Raw genomic sequence first — 20,040 nt, 5'->3', positions numbered from 1 at the left:
TGAAATCGGTTTAAGGGAATTTCGGATATTGTTTGAAGTTCGGTTTACGTTTCTCCAGAAATGCATTCTTTCCTTCCTGTGCTTCATCCGTCAGGTAATAGAGCAACGTTGCATCGCCCGCGAGTTCCTGAATACCTGCCTGGCCATCCAGTTCGGCATTCAATCCCGCTTTAATCATGCGCAAAGCCAACGGACTAAGCAACATCATTTCTTCCGCCCACTGCACATATTCATCTTCCAACTGTTCCAAGGGGACCACCTTATTCACTAATCCCATATCCAGTGCTTCCTGCGCATTGTATTTCCGGCAGAGGAACCAAATTTCACGTGCTTTCTTTTGGCCTACCACACGTGCCAGATAAGACGCACCGAATCCGGCATCAAAGCTGCCCACACGAGGACCAGTCTGACCGAAGATGGCATTTTCCGAAGCGATGGATAAATCACATACTACGTGAAGTACATGTCCGCCACCAATGGCAAAGCCGTTCACGGCGGCAATCACAGGTTTCGGGATGCTACGAATCTGCTTCTGTACATCCAGTACGCTCAAACGAGGCACACCGTCTTTCCCGATATATCCGCCACGTCCTTTCACATTTTGGTCGCCTCCCGAACAGAATGCCTTATCTCCGGCTCCGGTAATCACAATCACGTCAATATCCGCTTCTTCACGGCAAATACGCAATGCATCACTCATTTCGGCGGTAGTAGTCGGGGTAAATGCATTCCGATAACGTTCACGGTTGATTGTGATGCGGGCAATTCCATTATAATAATCAAAAAGAATATCGTCGTATTCTCTGATGGTTGTCCACTCTCTTTGTGTTGACATAATCTATTTTTGTTTTAATTGATGATAATAATTCTTCAACATACGCGCATCCTTGTTTTTGTTGGTAAACACTTCCAGCAGCACTGGCTGTTCCATAGCCTCCGGTTGGGTGAAAGTTTTCATCGCTTCAGCCAGTTCTTCATCATTTTGCGCTTGCAGATAGAGGAAGCCACGTTCCTCCGCCCAGCCTTTGGCCGACGTTTTATGGACTGCTGCAATAAATTTATGTGAGGTTCCCGACATATCCAATCCCGGTAAAGTATGGAAAATCTCTCCTCCTCCGTTATTTAATAAAAGGATACGCAAGTTAGAACGGACGTTGATATTCCACAACGCATTCATATCATAGAAGAAACTTAAATCTCCGATAGCTATAAAATTCAGTTTATCGGAAGCTGCCGCATAGCCGACTGCCGTAGACAGTGAACCTTCAATGCCACTTGTTCCCCGATTGCAACAGACCTCAATCGTGGAAGGGATCGAATACAACTGCGCATAGCGAACCACCGAACTGTTTGCCAGATGCAAGGCGCACGACTCCGGCAAGGCTTTCAGCAACGCACCGACAGCCGACATCTCCGAATAAGCAAAATCCGGTTCGGGGATAATCTTGCAATAATTCTCCCATACACGTGGATATTCAGGAGTCCGGTTATCCAGCAGACTGGCAATCTTCTCCAAAAACTCAAACGGATCCATCTCGATTACCGTAGTTAATGAGCCGTACAAATCGACCACCTCACCGTCCGGCGATACGTGCCAATGTTCTTTAGGCGGATGCTGGCGAAGGAACTTCTTCAACCGTTTGGAAACCACGTGTCCACCATAAGTAATCAGCAGTTCGGGAACCATCTGGCCTACCTTCTCTTCGGGCATGGCATAAAGCGCCGCATCAAAATTCTTCACCGGAATACCGGGAACTGTCTGGTTGCCGATATGTTCTGTCAACCAGGCAAAATGTTTATATAATAACTTGATATATCTTTTCTCAAACAGATAGATAAGATTCATCTGACCGATGATAATCATACGCTTCTGATATTTATTCATCCGGTCGATCAGATCGTTATAATCACGGTCGTAGACATTCAATCCCTGATAACGGGTAATGACACGCACTGCGGGTAGTGAATCGGCCGTAAACTGAAACAGCGGTTCGGAAACAGGTACATTGATATGTACCGGACCTTTCCCATGATGGGTCATCTCCAGCAAAGCCTCATTCACCAGACGATTGCAATACCACTCATCTTCTTCCGTGTGAATCTCCGGAAGGTTCACCGATTTCTTGACCAACGTCCGAAATACGTCTGGTTGCGGAACGGTCTGTCCATCCATCTGTCCGATCCAGGCAGCGGGACGGTCTGCAGAAATGACGACTAAAGGAACATTCTGGTAAAATGCTTCCGCCACAGCCGGATGAAGGTTTAATAACGCTGTACCGGAAGTGCAACAGACAGCAGCAGGCTTACCACCATTCAACGCAAGACCAATGGCAAAATAACCGGCACTCCGTTCATCAGTCACCGGATAACAGGTAAAATTCGGGTGGTTAGACAAAGTATGCACGATGGGCGTGTTACGGCTACCCGGACACAACACAACTTTGGTAATCCCATGCGCCTCGAGCAACGCAACCAACTGGAGTATGTTCTTCTTGTCTGTATACATGACGGTTAATGATTAGTGAATTAGTGATTAATGATTAATGGGTTATAAGCCGTTTGATGGTTTGCAACTTCTTTTCCGTTTCCAGCCATTCATCATTCAATTCCGAAGAGGCCAATAATCCGCCGCCGGCATAAAGAGTGAGGTGTTTGTCCTCGATATGCATACAGCGCAGATTCACGTAGATGTCAGTTCTCCCTTCCGGATCCAGCCATCCGATAAAGCCGGAATAATAGCGCCGGTCGTAACCTTCGTTCTGCAATATAAACCGATAGGCTTCTTCCTTTGGCAGACCGCATACGGCAGGCGTCGGATGCAATACTTTCAGAAGATCGCCCAAACCTTTATTATCTTTCAATGAGAAGCGGAAATCTGTCTTTAAATGAGACAAGGCACCGGCATAAGCCGGATAAGGCCCGTTTTCCGTAGAATGGATGCCCAATGAAAGAAGCTGGCGGCGAATGTAAGAGGCTACATAATCCTGTTCTTTCCGGTTCTTTTCATCCCATACCTGCGGCAGCCTGCCATCTTGCAAAGGCTGCGTTCCGGCTAGCGCAACTGTATTCCATTCATCTTTCTCACCTGATAAAATGATTTCGGGAGTACTTCCCAGCCAAATACCCGTTTGGGGAGTGTAGCATAAATATATATAGGAATGAATATAACGCTTGCAAGCCGCACGAAAAATGGACGAAGGAGAAAAGTCTGCTACTTTATCAATAGTAAGATGACGGGAAAGCACTAATTTATCAAAAGTCTTATCGCGTAAAGCATTGATAAAGGTATGAAAGCACGCTGCATATTCCTCCGTGAAAGAAGTCAGGAATGATTCTTGTCCTTGCATCCGCAAAGCGACCTTGCGGTCTTCTTCCGTATCATCATCAACCAGTAAAGGCTGCCCCCACTGATCGGGTTGAATCAACACAACCGGACACCTCTCACTCACCTGAAACGGAGCGATGACAAATCCTCTCTGTCCATTCAGTTCTTTCAGATCGTATATCAGACGTACCTCTCCTTCCGCCTGTGTCAACAGACGGGGAACTTTCTCCCCGGGAATACGGTAAACAGCAAATGGCTGCTTCCGCTGAATAAATGCATCAATAGTTGTCAAGTTACTTATTTCTTCGTCGGTCATCTCTTTTTCATCACACTGTTGACTACCCGTATGGAAGACACCAGTTTATTGGTTGAAGTAAACACGTCTACATTCCACACATGGGATGAACGTCCTTTATGTACAACTGTCCCTACTGCACGTACCGTATCTCCTTCATGCGCAGAAGATATATGATTTCCGCTGACCTGCATTCCTACTACAATTTCGTCCGGCTGGCAAAGGATCATCGAACCGAGTCCGGCAACTGTTTCTGCCAACGCAAGAGTAGCTCCACCATGTAAAATACCAAAAGGCTGACGGGTACGATGATCTACCGGCATCGTCGCTTCCACACGGTCTTCATCGGCATATGTGTATTGAATTCCCAAGTTTCCCATTAACGCGTGGCGTGCCTGCGCATTCAGTTGGTCAAGGGGGATTTCGGCCGCACGCACTTCAGAAAGGATCGCTTTCTCCACTGCAACAGCCACCCCGTCTTCCTCATTCGAAGCTGTCACATAATCGGCACAGGCTTTCACCGAGTCCTGTGAATGTCCCATAGCTACACCCAATCCTGCCAATTGAATCATGGTCACATCACACACGCCGTCGCCAATAGCAATCACTTCCTCACGCTTCATATTTAAGACTTCCAGCAAAGCCCCCAAAGAATTGGCTTTATCAATGGAGCAGGGAACGACTTCCAGAAAATAAGGTTCCGAACGGAATACATCCAACGCTCCGTTCAGTCTTCTCTTCCAGTGATCTTCCAAACCGATCAATGCTTCTTCGTCGTCACTGACCAGCATACATTTGCAAGGAGCAAAGTCAACGGCTGCAGAAAATTCTTCTTCCTTGATTATTTGCAGGTTATTCAACCGGGCTTCATTTTGGATATGTACATTTTCAGGAGAATCCGTTATGATCGTATCATCATGATAAGTGAATATGGCAAAACCGTTTTTACGGGCTTTCTTTTCCAGATATGGCAACATTTCGGGATTAATCCGACGCTCGAACAATATTTCACCGTTTTGCGCACTGATAATCTGGCAACCATTATAGGAAAGGATAAAACCTCCATAGTTTCCAAGTTCGAGCATCTTGGCCAGTGGCATCAAGCCATAAGTCGGTCTGCCGGAAGCCAGCACGATACGTACTCCCATCTGCTGAACTTTCAACAAAGCGGCCAATGTACGTTTACTAATTTCTTTCGCATCATTAAGGAGCGTTCCGTCTACATCAAGAACCAATAATTTATACTTCATGATTACACGATTTTGATTTAGATGACAAAGGTAGGAAATTGAGTGAACGACAGAAAGCGTAAACAGATAAAAATTACTTTAATTTCACTCTTTCAGATGCATTTCCAAATAATCGCGAAGGATTCGGGCATGATTGTACACAGGTTCTTTAGAAGCATAAAGTAAAGTAACCACAGGATGAGGCTTGATAAGAGTTAGAAAATCAGCCACTGCCGGAGAAGCGTCCAGCTCTTTCTGATACTGCACCACAAAATCGTCCCAATGTCCGGGAATATCTTCGTGAAACCATTTACGTAATATAGAGGACGGTGTTATATCTTTTGCCCAATAATCGTATTTCAACCATTCTTTCTTTATTCCGCGTGGCCATAATTTATCTACCAGCACCCTGTATCCATCTGTTTCTGAAAAATCTTCGTAAACCCGTTTTATCCTTACCTGTATCATTTCCATTTATATTCAGTTACTGATAAATAAACCGGAAAAATCGAAAATTGTTTAACGGAACCACTTAATTCCTCAATGTTTCCTGTGCTTTTTTAAATTCATAAGGAGTCATCCCCGTCTTCTTCTTAAAAAGATTATATAAGATCGGGGTGCTATTAAATCCGGACTCATCCGCTATGGCACGTATCGTATAGTTAGGATACTTCTTCATCAGCTTGATCGCATAATTAATACGCAGTTCATTGATATATCCATTGAAATTGGTTCCGGCACATTCCCTTATCATCCGGGCAAAGCGTGCGTTGTTCAGATGTACGATTTGAGCCAGATCTTCTCTCGACAATTCGGAAGAAAGATATAACTGCTTCTGAACAACAATATGATTCAGCTCCTGAAATATCTTCCGATTCTCTTCTTCTTCCCCACTTTCCTTGTCTGTCTCATCCGAAAGTTCTTCCTGTTCTTCAGGTGAAACCTGTTCCGGTTCCAGATCCGATGAAATTGTCAACTGCTCGTGCACTTCCGATAACTGATTACCATCTTTTCTATTAGCGAATTTTTCGTTTATGAGACTGGCAAGCATTCTGTTCTTATACTTGACTATATGGCTGAAACGCCACAAACGCCATAGTATAAATAAGGTAAGCAGCACAACACAAGCCAAAAAACAGAGCGAAATATTTCTTATTTTTAATTGAGAAGCCTGTTCGGCAATATATTCTTCCTTTTCAGAAGCACCGTATATGGCATTCAGTTCTAATGCGGCATTTTTCTTGTCGTTATTGTTAATGCTATCCGTTATAGCAAGAATAATCCCACGTATCGCTGCCGCTTCCTTATAATTGTGCATCCCCAGATAAGCTTGTACTTCTTTATTAAGCACAGTAATATATTGAGCATTCAAGGTATCTTGCTGCATCCTCAACAATTCTTTAAAGTCTTTACAGTTATCTATTACTTTCTCATACTGTTTGGAAAGAATCAAATAGGGAATCGAATACATCTTGCCGTCCGGAGTATGGGAATCCTTCATTGTCAGATATTGTTGATAATATCGTTCAGCCTGTGCATACTGTTTTTCTACATAGTAGATATAGGCCAATTTTGCATACAAATAACTATACTGACCATCCACATACCCTTCGGGGACTTGTGGTAATTTCTCCAATTTCTTAAGAAGCTTTTCGCGTTCATAGGCAAGATTCAAAGCTTCCTTGACACGTGAATCACTCATTAAGAATCCCATTTCCGCTCCATAATAATAAGAAAGCAACATCATCTCTCTCACCTCCTTTGATCCCCGCAGCAATTCAATAGCACGACCAAAATAATCGTACGCTTTATCTTTCAATGATAATCTCCAGTTATTCTCTCCTATGCAAAAAAGCAGTCTGGCTTCGGCCTCCCGATCCTTCAGTTCTTGCGCCTGTTTAATTCCATTGAGAGCATATCTCATGCTTTCATTATATTTACTCATTAAAGACGATAGTTCAGACAAAAAGACTGTCATTTTCAACATGTGTTGCGGTTCCCTTTGAGATATGGAATCAAGCAAGTATGATTTCCGCGCATACATAAAAGCTAGTTTATTCATATACATATTACGATATGACAAACTACGTAATTCATTAATCAAACGCATAGAGAAAGCTTTTCTGCTTTCTGCCTCGTCCAATAATTGTAAAGCACGCTTTGGATTGGAAATATAAATATCTCTGATATACTTTTCAGTATACAGAGAATCATTATTTATTATTTTATCAGCCCTCGAAAATTGATTGTGTACAAATAGAAGCACAAAAATACATACCAAAAAACGCATACAACTCTTAATCGTGTTTAATCATTAACATTCAAAGATATGCATTTTCTACATAAAGTGCAGACAGAATTTAAATTTGCAAAATAAAAATAAGAAACATTAGCTAAAGATACCGAAGACACAACATTGTCCATGCTATCCATTTGCCGGAATCACAGTCCTAACGCTTTGCCCAACCGTCCTTCCATACACGCACTTAAGTCAGTCGTTACAAACTTCCCGTTATAAAAAAGAGTAAATATAGTAGCCGGAGTGGGTGCATTTTGCGCCTGCTCCATACTTTCCAACTCGATTATTCTCAATGGAATATCTTTGTTCCTGACAGCATTTACCAAAGAACCGCGAACGTGATACTCCGTAAATGGGCAGCGATGGGTATAATAAACCACTATCCCATCTTTATCCGGACACTCACCACTCAACACGCAATCATTAAAAGAAGGATCAGGAGCAACCGGATTTAGTTTCAAACCTAAAAGGCTGAATCCGTAAGGGAGCTTTTCTATTGTTTGGAAGCCTTGTCGCAACAGCCATTTCGTATCACTCATAAAGTGAAATTTAGAAGTACCCACCACAGTGACCAAGCCATCTTTCCCCTGCGATTTTGCATCATCAATGGCAGACTGCAACAATGCCTTACCATGTCCGCAACCTTTATATTTACCTGACACCCAGAAACAGTTTATCATCAGATAATTGGGAGCGTTCACCGGAATCCATGCTTTTTCAGCAGGACCGTATTCGATAAACACTTTTGCCCGTTCATCAATACGTCTGAACACATAGCCGTTATCGAACTCTCTCTTCAGCCATTCTTTTTTCAGTTCATAACTATCCTTGCATTTCTTATCTGAAAAAGCACAGCATATATGTTCGTTCGCAATATTCTCCTTTGTCAAAGTGATGTAATTGGTTTCCATAATATATTCTATTCAATTAACTGGTTAAACAAATAACAATTCGATATCGACCCGTTGTTATGAGTCGGCAGAAAACCGCCAGGCTAATATCCTGCTACTTTTAGTTCCCTGCTGCATTCGAATAATTTTATATTCGGACACATTCACCGATTTTAATTTGGCATATAACTTTCCCAGATTCTTTTCTTTAGAAACCAAACTCGTAAACCATCCGCAGTTCTTCTGAAATTTTTGACTCTCGGAAATCATATTCAATAAGAAACGTACTTCTCCGCCTTCGCACCAAAGTTCATTCGCACTCCCGCCGAAATTCAGCTGCACTTTATTCACCTTCGTACCTTTCAGACTGCTTAATTTGCGCAACGTTCCGTCTTCCGCCTCTTCACGCGAACTATGAAACGGAGGATTGCATATTGTCACATCAAAATACTCGTCAGGCATAATAATTCCATCGAAAATCTTCTTACTGTCTTTTTGAAGTCGCAAGTCAATCTTGTGCGCCAACACAGGGTTGCAAGTCACTATCTTTCGTGCATTTTCTATCGAAACCGGATCAATATCAGTTCCAACAAAGATCCACCCATATTCAGTATGTCCTATGATCGGATAAATGCAATTTGCACCTACCCCAATATCCAGACATCTACATTTCGGTTTCTGCCCATTAGCATCTCCTGCCGGTAAATCCGCAGTTGTCCCGTCCGGCTGGATAAGATCGGCAATATAATGAATATAATCCGCCCTTCCGGGAATAGGCGGGCACAAATATTGCTTCGGTATGTCCCAATACCGGATACCGTAATAAGTGACCAATAATGCTTTGTTCAAGGCCTTCACCGCTTGCGGATTAAAAAAGTTTATAGTCTGTGTTCCGAGGGGATTGAGCGATACGAACCTCTTTAGTGGAGGATAATTTTCCATCAACAATGGAAAATCATACTGACCATTGTGCTTATTTCTTCTATGTAACTCGCCTTTTTTTGCCATGCCGGCAAAGATACAGAGAATTTCCCTGTCTGCAAATCTTTCCCTATTCTTATCTTATACTCTCCGGGGATCATATATAATATTCTACCATTTCAATCAGCCCGGCACGTAAGGCATACTTAGTCGCTTCATATACATTATTCACACCCAACTTCCGGAAAATATTCTTTTTGTGGGTGATAATGGTATGAATACTCGAGGTTCTTTCCAATGCTATTTCTTTCACGGATTTTCCACGTGCAATCAATTTGAGAATGTCAATCTCTGTAACGGTCAAAACAGAATGAATTTCCGGTTTGCCGGAACCGGTTATCAACAGATTGGTTATCTGGTGACCAAGAAACCGTTCCTTATGAGCTGCACACATCAATGCAGAATGGATCTCTTCACCGGAGTTCTCTTTCAATATCATACCGATATTCTTTTCTATACTCATCCTGCGAATAAAATCCTCACTCAATTCATTGGAAAATAATATCCAGTGAACTTCAGGAAAACGCTTTCCTATAATAAGAAACTCATCCACACCATTGAGATCAAACAGGGTATAATCAAGAATGACAACACTGTCACTACATTCTACCAATGCCTGTATCAGTTCCTTCTTGTCTGTCACATCTATCATGCGACATCTACTGAATATAGTGGAAATATATCCATGCATTCCCATTCTGGTTATATCCTGATTATCTGCTATGATAAATGTAATGTCAGTGTTCATTGTAATTCTGATTTTTAAATTCAACGGATTTTTTTCAAAAGCATACGGCAGCCCGGAGATACTGATGCATCATCGTTCCTTATCAGCCACATCAAACCACAAACGGGTAGTGATTTCATCTGCTCCCTGGCGGGATATGGCAATCTGATACTGTTTACCATTAAGTGATTGTTCCGTTACGGGATAAAAAAAGCGACGGGGTAATTCTCCGGAACCCAAAACAGAGTCGGGACCAGGGAGAAGCCGGGGATAACCCAGCCTGCGCCAATCAGTGAAGGCATCAGGGCCTTGTCCATAATAAGCTATCCACTTCTGCCAGCCAATAGATTCGTACCAATGTTCGGCGTCGAACCGGACGCCCTCCTGCTGCAAATAGGAATCGATGATATGAGTGTCTGTTATGCCAAACTGGTTCAATGAAGCAATAACAGCTTCTCGGTAGAGTGTTTCCGCATCAGCCGTTATCCAGCCGCGTACAGCGGATTCCGCAAAGATAAACAAGACCTCGGCATACGTATAAAATACAGCCGGAGAACTGTCTTTCAAAAAATAAGTGCCGGGTCGGGAGACTTTATAAAATCCCTGATTGTTTGCGGCATCAGCAGAGAGGGAATTGGCTGCTCCTACATAGTTTGTCACACTTTCGTCTTGAGGTAGCTGTGCTAAAACTCCGATTCTCGGATCATTCCATTCATTCAGTCTATCAATCAATGTTTTTGATACCCGCTGATCATCACGTGAATTGAAAGCAGACGCCCACGGATTCCATTGCGGTGAAGAAGTAAATACAAAACGGGCTATGGCATCATTGCTATCTATCACACTGTTACGACTATTCCAAAGGGAAGCAATAACCCGACGTGCCGTATCCTCATCCCGATCCGCCAACTCAAGAGCGATACGTAGCCGCAGGGATTGAGCCAACTGTTTCCAACGGGCAATATCGTTTCCGTAAATCAAATCCCCCTCCACTGCTTCTCCCGTGGTAGAAAGCAACTGGTCAGCAGTAACCAACTCCTCCAAAAGTCCGCGTAAAACAGTTTCTTGTGAATCATAAGCCGGTGTTACACTTTGTGCATATTCAGTGTATGGTATATCTCCATACAGATTTGTAAGCAACAGATAAACCCATGAACGCCATACAGTAGCTATACCTCGGTAATTATCATTACCGAATTCCGAACTGATAATAGCATTCAAGTCAGTTATTAATGTTGCATATCCGGTGTCCCATGTAGTGGTAAAGCTCCCATTATCCACATTATAGCAGTCCGGCTCTGTATATTGTATTTTAGCCCAATGTTGCACCCACAACAGAGTAGAATTATAATTTGTACTACTTCCCCAATAAAGATTGGCGGCATGATACTGTGCAGCGGCAAGCAAATAAGCCGGCTGTGGATTTTCGGTGGCATTAGGGTTACGGTTGATATCGGCCAGTTCATCATCACACGACCACAGGGAAATGGTAACTACTTGTACCCATATTATATATAAAAAGTATATTCTTCTTTTCATTTTATCCTATTATTAAAAGGTTCGCATTTAGAATTTTACGGAAAGGTTCACACCAAAGGAACGTGTCGTAGGCAGTGAGTAGGCCTCTACCCCTTGTGCATTTCCGGTAGTCAAAGCCGATTCCGGATCTATATTGGGGACACTTTTATAGATAGTCCACAAGTTACGTCCCGTCAGCGTAACGGAAGCTTCTTGTAAATGCAGTTTCTGCGTCCACAGGCGAGGCAGACGATAACTCAAAGCCACTTCGCGCAGTTTCACGTAAGAGGCATCATACACATTAGATTCGGCAATACTGTAAATGCGATGATAGTATTTCTCGGCAGACACGACCTTTTCATTCTTAGAACCGCTTTCCGTCACTCCTTCTACAATAATACCATCCTGATATACACGAGTGGATTGACCATTGACGTGGGCATAGTAAAGCCCATCGGAGGATATGGAGTAAGAAGGAGGTTCCGATAATCGTACATTGTTACCCATAGCGTCAGTATAATACCACAAACCACCATGCTCGGCATCCCTGCCCGGTAATGTGTTAGCCAATACACCGGTATATTTTCCTGTTTTATTAGTGTTGGAAAATATAGAACCGCCCACACTGGCATCTATCAGAAAAGAAAGACTCAACGAACGATAGCTGAAAGTGTTGCTGACACCACCTGTCCAGTCGGGTGCAAACTTCCCCAATGTTTTATTAGTGGTTGAAATTTTAGGCAGACCGTTAGCATCCACCACAATGCTTCCATTAGCATCACGCACGTATGAAGTGCCATACAAAGTTCCATAAGCTTCTCCCACTGAAGCCAGTATCTGAATGCCCGACGAGTAGAGCTGGTAACTCGTAATTAAACCTTCATCATCCAGCTTGATAACCTTGCTGCGGTTGGCACCATAATTCAGGTCCAGATTCCAACGAAACCCTTTCGATGTTTGTATAGGAACAGCTCCCAATTGTATTTCATAGCCACGATTACGAATATGTCCGGCATTACGCACCTGCGACGTGTAGCCACTGGCCGCAGTAGTAGCCAGTTTTAATATTTGGTTGCGGCTATCGGTCTTATAGTAAGTGAAATCCAAATACAGGCGGTTGTCCAGAAAAGCTGCTTCGAAACCAGCTTCTATAGATGATGTCTTCTCCGGCTTTAGATTCGGATTCATACCGATGGTAGAAGAACTTTGAAGCGGATTTCCGTCGAAAGCTGTTTCTGAAGTAAAGACTGTTGCTAATTGATAAGGATCGGCATCTGCTCCCACTTGTGACCATCCTCCACGTAATTTCAGATAGTTGACGGCCTTACTCCTCCACCCCAAAGCCTCGGAAAGCAGCACACTAGCCGTCACCGAAGGATAGAAATAAGAATTGTTGTCCACAGGTAGCGTAGACGACCAATCATTCCGTCCCGTTATGTTCAAGAAAGCCCAACGACGGTAATCCAATTGTACGGAACCGTAGAGTCCATATTGCCGCAAGCGGTAAAAATCATTGGACGAAGTGAGCGGATCACGAGAATTGGTCAACGTATAAAGGTCGGCAACAGCCAAACGGGGAGCAGCCTGATAGTTGTTCTCGTACTGTTTGTTACGCACATTAAAACCCAGAAGAGCGTCAAATCCCCAGTTTTTATTCAACTGCTTGACATAAGTCGCCAATATTTCTGTGTTATTCTCTTTCACCGTATAAGCATCTTCAGCATAACTGCCGTAAGGTGAACCGGCACCTGTACTGCCCCATTTTACTTTAGATTTTCTCCGGTCATTATACCAGTCGGTGCTGGTACGGAAACGCATATTCAGACCATCTGCCAGATGGAATTCGGCATGCAGGTCACCTATCAGACGATGCCGCTCCTGACTTTGCGTATTATAAGAAGCACTCCAAAAAGGATTATCATAATAGCTTGAATTCCAATTGCGAGTATAGTCTGCTTTCAATGAGTTCGTATCCACTTGACGTCCGAACCACAAAAACTGAAGCATAGGACTGTTAGAACGTACGTTACTACCCGAAGGGGTAGCTGACCCCGGTAAACTGGGAGCTGTATAAATGATGTAATTGGCCGTAGCTCCCACCGAAATCCATTTTGCAAGATGGTAATCTGTATTTAGACTGATATTCGTTTTATTGGTTCCAGCGTCAGGAACAATACTGACTTGTTTCTCGTAGTTATAACCTACACGGAACTGATATTTGTCGTCCCCACGGGCAACTGAAATACCGTTGTTGGTAGAAAAGCCCGTACGGAAATAATCGCGTACATTGTTGGGATGCGACACCCAGGGAGTAGCCATACGAGTACCGTCAGCATCCAGCGGACTGTCAAACTGGGGAATCAGCAATCCAATGTCAAGACGCGGTCCCCAGCTTTCGTCCACACCGTCATTCACACCTGCACCTTTGCCGTCCACATAACTGAATCGTCCGCCTGCCCCTTGCCCGAAAAGGTTCTGAAACTCCGGCAAGGTCGCTGCAAAAGAAATTTGTGTGGAAGAATGCAATGTAATGCCTATCCCTTGCTGCTTTTTGTCTCCTCCTTTGGTAGTGATAACAATAGCACCATGGGCAGCACGTGCACCATAAAGGGCAGCAGCATTCGGACCTTTTAATACAGTAAGCGTCTTTATGTCCTCCGGATTCAAGTCAGCTATCGCATTCTTAAAATCGCGTCCGCTGGAACGTGCATTAAGCTGCGAATTGTCCACCGGGATGCCATCCACAATAAAAAGCGGTTGATTCTCACCGGCAATAGAAGTTTCACCACGAATAACAATACGGCTGGAACCGACATCTCCCTGCGTGTTGGTAATACGCACACCCGCTATCTTACCACTCAATGAATTCAACAAGTTATTGTCTTTCCCCTGCACCAACGCATCCTGCTTTATCTCCTGTGCCGTGTAGCCCAGCGCCTTCTTCTCGCGTGAAATACCCAAAGCTGTTACCACCACCTCATCCAGCAGATGTGTGTCACTCTTCAATGCCACCGACAGCTGTGGTGCGATAGCCACCTCCTTTGCTATCAAACTGATGTAGGAGATTATCAGCCGGGTGGCCGATGGCGGAAGTCCGCTCAGTTCAAATCTCCCATTAACATCAGTTACAGTACCCAATCCGGTTCCTTTCACTATGACCGAAGCACCGATAACCGGTTCTCCATCTTCTTCTGTGGTGACGATGCCCCGCACCGTTGTCACCTGTGCCGCCCCTTGTATCACTCCTATTGCAAGAGCAAGCAAAAATAAACGAATCCTTTTACCCATTATTATTTACTGTTAAAATGATGGGGCAAAGGTATTAGATATATACAAACTGGTAAATCCCGTATGAATGGCATTTTATATACCATATTTGCGGTATATTACAGCCACAGTGTATCACTTTTTGATTTTCTTTTCTATTCTTTTTTATTTTCCAAAGCCTGCCTGATATCCTCAAACAGATCATCCACATCCTCCAAACCAATGGAGAGACGGATAGTCGTATCCAGCACATCCATGGCCAGCCGTTGTTCGTCAGTAAACGGTCCGAAAATAGTACTCGCAGGATGGATGGCAAGTGTCTTATTGTCAAATAAGTTGGTAGCACGGCGTATCAACTTCAGGCGGTTGATGAAAAGAAAACACACCTCTTTACTTTCAAGGTCTATCGTAATCATAGCACCAGCGGTTGAACCAAACTGTCTTTGCGCCAAGGCATAGTACGGATTATCCTCCAATCCCACATAATTCACACGTCTAATAGCAGGCAACGTGCGGAGTTTGCTTGCCAGTGTAGCGGCATTGGCAGACTGTAACCGGTATCGTGCGTCCAACGTTTCCAGTCCGATGGTATGCATATAGGCCACATGAGGAGTCATGTAAGCTCCCAAATTGAGTAACATCTCTGTACGCATACGTTGACCGAATCCCAGACAAGTACCATAATCAATCACCAAGCCACCAATGGAAGTGGCTCCTCCTGACAAGTATTTGGTACTGGAAACCACTTCAATATCTACCCCTAATCTGTGTGAATCGAATTCCGTAAAAGGAATAAGTGTAGTATCGGCAATGAGAGGAATCCCCCTTTCATGAGCTATCCGTGAGAGCACCTGTAAGTCCGCCACTTCCATTTGAGGATTGGTGATAATTTCCATATAAATACAACAAGTATTACCGTCTACGACTTTTTCTACAGTTTCAACTTCAGTCAAATCACACAACCTGGGTTCCACCCCGAAGCGCGACAACGTACCAGTAATAAATGAATAGGTATTACCGAACAAATGACGCGATGTAACTATATTCTTTCCTGCAGCTGCAATTGAAAGCAATGTATTACTAATAGCCGCCATACCGGAATTGACAGCTATCACTTCCGTTGCCCCGGTAAGTTGCTTTACTTTATTCTCAAAAAAAGTCACTGTCGGATTCATTACTCTGGAATAATCCGGAGCATCTGTCCGCCCGCAGAAAGCATCAGCCATATCATCGGCATTGTCAAACTCATAAGCCGCTGTATGGTAAACCGGCATACTAAGAGAATTATAAGCATCTCTTCTTTGGAACTGGGTATGAATCGCTTGGGTCTGTTTTTTCATTATTCTATCCTTTTATATTATAGCTATCAAATCTTGTAAAATCAGAACAAAGGTAGATATAAAAACTGAAAGGTGATAGTAAATAAAAACAGATATTTAACTGATAATAAGCATTTTGGAATAATATTCTTTAAACTGATAATTTCCACCTTTTAAAAAGAGTGTTTATTCTAAAATATACTGTTCAAATAGTATTATTTTCTATTTCAATAAGAAACACACTTTTTCATGCCTATCATGCTATATATACAAAATAGATAAATCCCTGTAAAGTGCTACTTTACAGGGATTTATCTATTAATTGAAGCGGAGAGACAGGGATTCGAACCCCGGGTACCTCGCGGTACAACGGTTTTCAAGACCGCCGCAATCGACCACTCTGCCACCTCTCCAAAACTCCTTTATCAGAAGTGCTTTCCGTTGAAAGCGGTGCAAAGGTACGAATCATTTTTAAATCTGCAAACATTCTGATATTTTTTTCGCGAATAAATCGTATTTTTGCAGTTCATTAGTAAGAACAGAAATATGATATACCCTCAAAACTTTGAGCAAAAGATAGGATTCGACCAGATAAGACAGTTACTAAAAGATAAGTGCCTCAGTACTTTAGGTGAAGAAAGAGTTACAGACATGAACTTTTCCGAGCAACATGAAGAGGTTGAAGAGAAATTAAACCAAGTAACAGAGTTTGTCCGCATCATCCAGGAAGAGGACGGATTTCCCGATCAATTTTTCTTTGATGTCCGTCCTTCGCTAAAACGTGTGCGGATAGAAGGAATGTATTTGGACGAACAAGAACTATTTGACCTACGCCGTTCATTAGAAACCATCCGTGACATCGTACGCTTTCTGCATCGGAATGAAGATGAAGAAGAGAACAACACCCCCTACCCCAGCCTGAAACGACTGGCAGGAGATATTGCCGTGTTCCCGCAACTGATAGGAAAAATAGACGGCATCCTTAACAAATATGGGAAAATCAAGGACAATGCCTCTACCGAATTAGCCCGCATACGTCGCGAACTTGCCAGTACGATGGGAAATATTTCCCGCTCGTTAAACAGCATCCTGCGTAGCGCACAGTCCGAAGGTTACGTGGACAAAGATGTAGCTCCCACCATGCGTGACGGACGTCTGGTGATCCCGGTTGCCCCCGGACTCAAGCGAAAAATCAAAGGTATCGTACACGATGAATCCGCCAGCGGAAAAACAGTGTTTATAGAACCGGCGGAAGTGGTAGAAGCCAACAACCGCATCCGCGAACTCGAAGGCGATGAACGACGTGAGATCATTCGCATCCTTACCGAGTTCTCAAACATTCTCCGTCCATCTATCCCGGAAATTCTTCAATCATACGAATTTCTGGCAGAGATAGATTTTATTCGTGCGAAAAGTTACTTCGCCATACAGACCAATAGTCTGAAACCCGCCGTCGAGAATGAGCAACTACTGGATTGGACGATGGCCGTGCATCCTTTATTACAACTTTCACTAGCTAAACATGGAAAGAAAGTCGTACCACTGGATATAGAACTTAATCAGAAACAACGTATCCTTATCATATCCGGACCGAACGCCGGAGGTAAGTCCGTCTGTTTGAAAACAGTCGGTTTGCTGCAATATATGCTGCAATGCGGTATGCTGATTCCCTTGCACGAACGTAGTCATGCCGGTATATTCAGCAGCATCTTTATCGATATTGGTGACGAGCAATCTATTGAAGATGATTTGAGTACCTACTCTTCTCACTTGACCAATATGAAAATCATGATGAAGAGCTGTAACGAACGGAGCCTCATCCTGATTGACGAGTTCGGTGGAGGTACGGAGCCGCAAATCGGAGGTGCTATTGCCGAAGCTGTACTGAAACGTTTCAACCAGAAAGGAACATTCGGAGTCATCACTACCCACTACCAGAATCTGAAACATTTTGCCGAAGATCATGAAGGAGTAGTAAACGGAGCCATGCTTTACGACCGTCATCTCATGCAAGCACTTTTCCAATTACAAATCGGAAATCCGGGAAGTTCGTTTGCCGTAGAGATTGCACGAAAAATCGGACTACCGGAAGATGTCATCGCAGATGCTTCGGAAATCGTAGGAAGCGAATATATCAATGCAGACAAATACCTTCAGGACATTGTGCGCGACAAGCGTTACTGGGAAGGAAAACGTCAAACCATCCGTCAACGGGAAAAGCACATGGAAGAAACCATTGCCCGTTACCAGACAGAGATGGAAGAATTGCAAAAATCCCGGAAAGAGATTATCCGGCAAGCAAAAGAAGAAGCGGAACGCATGCTTCAGGAATCCAATGCACGCATTGAAAATACGATTCGTACGATAAAGGAAGCGCAAGCCGAAAAGGAGAAAACGCGTCAGGCACGTCAGGAACTGACAGATTTCCGTACTTCTCTGGATGCACTGGCATCTAAAGAGCATGAAGAGAAGATCGCGCAAAAAATGAAGAAACTAAAGGAGAAACAAGAGCGGAAGAAAAACAAGAAGAGCGAACCGAAAGCTGTAGTCTCTTCTCCATCAAGTGCCCCTAAAATAGTGCCGATTGCGGTAGGAGAAAATGTAAAAATCAAAGGACAGACAAGCGTCGGCCAAGTGATGGAAATCAGTGGTAAAAATGCGACCGTTGCCTTTGGAAGCATAAAAACGACCGTAAAAACAGACCGTTTGGAACGTGTCAATCATACGCCCAAGACGGAAGGGATTGCTAAAAGCACCTTTGTCAGCAGCCAGACACACGATCAGATGTATGAAAAGAAGCTTAGCTTCAAACAGGATATTGATGTACGCGGAATGCGTGGAGACGAAGCCTTACAGGCAGTCACCTATTTTATTGATGACGCCATATTAGTCGGCATGGATCGTGTACGTATCCTTCACGGCACAGGAACGGGAATACTTCGTACACTTATCCGCCAATATCTGGCCACCGTACCGGGAGTTAGCCACTATGCCGACGAACATGTGCAGTTTGGTGGTGCCGGAATCACAGTAGTCGATTTTGACTAACACGTAAACAAAACGTTCAAAGAACTTGTTCTCATTTAGAAAACCACTACCTTTGTTACAGTGGTTTTCTAAAACGAGAATAAAGCATGAAGAATAATCTGTTAAGCGAAAAGCTTATTTACACAGGAGAAAGTCTTACTCCTACCCATTTACATCTTTGTACTTACAATGCTACCGAGATACAGGAAAGCTCTAGTGATACTTTTCAGGCCATCAAAGGTACGCTAAACAATGATCAAATCAATTGGCTACAGATACACGGAATGAAAAATACAGAAACTATCCGGGAAATCTGCAGTCATTTCGAAATAGACTTCCTTGTCTTACAGGATATATTAAATGCGGATCATCCGACCAAGATAGAAGAGCATGATAAATACATTGTCCTGATCTTAAAAATATTCTATCCGAACGAACATAAAGAAGAAAATGAACTGGACGAACTGCTCCAACAGCAAGTCTGCCTTATCATAGGAAATAATTATGTACTGACTTTCCTCGAAAAAGAAACTGATTTCTTCGATGATATCAGTTCAGCCTTGCGTAATGATGTCCTGAAGATACGCAGTCGTCAAACAGATTATCTGCTTAGCGTACTGCTCAACAGCGTGATGGGAAACTATATTTCAACCATCTCTTCCATCGATGACGCACTCGAAGATTTGGAAGAGGAACTGCTTACTATCACCAACGGAGATGACATCGGTATCCAGATTCAGGCATTACGACGCCAATATATGCTAATGAAAAAAGCAATCCTCCCCTTGAAAGAACAATATATAAAGCTACTGAGGGCAGAAAACCTGCTCATCCATAAAGTGAACCGCGCCTTTTTCAATGATGTAAACGACCACCTACAATTTGTATTACAAACCATCGAAATCTGTCGGGAAACCCTTTCTTCATTAGTCGATCTTTATATCTCCAACAATGATTTACGTATGAACGATATCATGAAGAGGCTGACCATCGTATCCACAATTTTCATTCCTTTAACATTTCTGGTTGGAGTATGGGGAATGAATTACAAATGGATGCCGGAACTGGAATGGCAGTACGGGTATTTATTTGCCTGGATTGTAATGGCAATTATCGGTATTATTGTATATTTGTACTTCAGAAAAAAGAAATGGTATTAACAA

General features: G+C 43.2%; 14 protein-coding genes and 1 tRNA gene. 2 read left to right on the top strand and 13 right to left on the bottom strand.

Features of this window, described 5'->3' with window-relative positions:
- Positions 1–10: 10 nt before the first annotated feature.
- The 13 genes from menB to I2I13_RS14915 form a co-directional block, all read right to left on the bottom strand.
- Positions 11–835, bottom strand: a complete 825-nt coding sequence (gene menB, locus I2I13_RS14975; protein ID WP_004310001.1) for a 1,4-dihydroxy-2-naphthoyl-CoA synthase — start codon at positions 833–835, stop codon at positions 11–13.
- 3 nt (positions 836–838) lie between these two features.
- Positions 839–2,506, bottom strand: coding sequence for a 2-succinyl-5-enolpyruvyl-6-hydroxy-3-cyclohexene-1-carboxylic-acid synthase (gene menD / locus I2I13_RS14970; protein ID WP_195649863.1), 1,668 nt, complete (start codon positions 2,504–2,506; stop codon positions 839–841).
- Between the two features lie 34 nt (positions 2,507–2,540).
- Positions 2,541–3,641, bottom strand: a complete 1,101-nt coding sequence (locus I2I13_RS14965; protein ID WP_074638800.1) for an isochorismate synthase — start codon at positions 3,639–3,641, stop codon at positions 2,541–2,543.
- The gene (locus tag I2I13_RS14960) at positions 3,638–4,870 is read right to left on the bottom strand and encodes a Cof-type HAD-IIB family hydrolase (RefSeq protein WP_148365930.1); all 1,233 of its coding nucleotides are present in this window, start codon (positions 4,868–4,870) and stop codon (positions 3,638–3,640) included. The genes I2I13_RS14965 and I2I13_RS14960 overlap by 4 nt, the downstream gene beginning before the upstream one ends.
- An 84-nt stretch (positions 4,871–4,954) precedes the next feature.
- Positions 4,955–5,317, bottom strand: a complete 363-nt coding sequence (locus I2I13_RS14955; RefSeq protein ID WP_195649901.1) for a DUF488 domain-containing protein — start codon at positions 5,315–5,317, stop codon at positions 4,955–4,957.
- A 64-nt stretch (positions 5,318–5,381) separates the two neighbouring features.
- Positions 5,382–7,139: an AraC family transcriptional regulator gene (locus tag I2I13_RS14950; RefSeq protein ID WP_195649862.1), complete on the bottom strand. Its 1,758-nt coding sequence runs from the start codon at positions 7,137–7,139 to the stop codon at positions 5,382–5,384.
- 152 nt (positions 7,140–7,291) lie between these two features.
- Positions 7,292–8,059, bottom strand: coding sequence for an N-acetyltransferase (locus I2I13_RS14945; protein WP_195649861.1), 768 nt, complete (start codon positions 8,057–8,059; stop codon positions 7,292–7,294).
- A gap of 57 nt (positions 8,060–8,116) precedes the next feature.
- Positions 8,117–9,046, bottom strand: a complete 930-nt coding sequence (gene rlmF / locus I2I13_RS14940; RefSeq protein ID WP_195649860.1) for a 23S rRNA (adenine(1618)-N(6))-methyltransferase RlmF — start codon at positions 9,044–9,046, stop codon at positions 8,117–8,119.
- 70 nt (positions 9,047–9,116) lie between these two features.
- Positions 9,117–9,767 carry a response regulator transcription factor gene (locus tag I2I13_RS14935; protein WP_148365922.1) on the bottom strand — a complete coding sequence of 217 codons (651 nt, stop codon included), beginning with the start codon at positions 9,765–9,767 and terminating at the stop codon, positions 9,117–9,119.
- 69 nt (positions 9,768–9,836) lie between these two features.
- Positions 9,837–11,285: a SusD/RagB family nutrient-binding outer membrane lipoprotein gene (locus tag I2I13_RS14930; RefSeq protein WP_195649859.1), complete on the bottom strand. Its 1,449-nt coding sequence runs from the start codon at positions 11,283–11,285 to the stop codon at positions 9,837–9,839.
- A 27-nt stretch (positions 11,286–11,312) separates the two neighbouring features.
- Positions 11,313–14,552 carry a SusC/RagA family TonB-linked outer membrane protein gene (locus I2I13_RS14925; protein WP_195649858.1) on the bottom strand — a complete coding sequence of 1,080 codons (3,240 nt, stop codon included), beginning with the start codon at positions 14,550–14,552 and terminating at the stop codon, positions 11,313–11,315.
- Positions 14,553–14,686: 134 nt separating this feature from the next.
- Entirely contained in the window at positions 14,687–15,871 is a 1,185-nt protein-coding gene (locus tag I2I13_RS14920) for a PLP-dependent transferase (RefSeq protein ID WP_195649857.1), read from the bottom strand.
- A gap of 307 nt (positions 15,872–16,178) precedes the next feature.
- A tRNA-Ser gene (locus I2I13_RS14915) sits at positions 16,179–16,263 on the bottom strand.
- Positions 16,264–16,396: 133 nt separating this feature from the next.
- Between I2I13_RS14915 and I2I13_RS14910 the strand changes: the two genes are divergently transcribed.
- Together I2I13_RS14910 and corA are read left to right on the top strand one after the other, a co-directional pair.
- Positions 16,397–18,898, top strand: coding sequence for an endonuclease MutS2 (locus I2I13_RS14910; RefSeq protein ID WP_195649856.1), 2,502 nt, complete (start codon positions 16,397–16,399; stop codon positions 18,896–18,898).
- A gap of 86 nt (positions 18,899–18,984) precedes the next feature.
- On the top strand, positions 18,985–20,037 hold the full coding sequence (gene corA / locus I2I13_RS14905; RefSeq protein WP_074638856.1) for a magnesium/cobalt transporter CorA: 1,053 nt from the start codon (positions 18,985–18,987) through the stop codon (positions 20,035–20,037).
- The last annotated feature ends 3 nt before the right edge of the window (positions 20,038–20,040 follow it).

This window comes from Bacteroides sp. D55t1_190419_B8, assembly GCF_015558905.1.
In the GTDB taxonomy this organism is placed as follows: domain Bacteria; phylum Bacteroidota; class Bacteroidia; order Bacteroidales; family Bacteroidaceae; genus Bacteroides; species Bacteroides vicugnae.
This window is presented reverse-complemented; position numbering and strand designations above follow the sequence as displayed.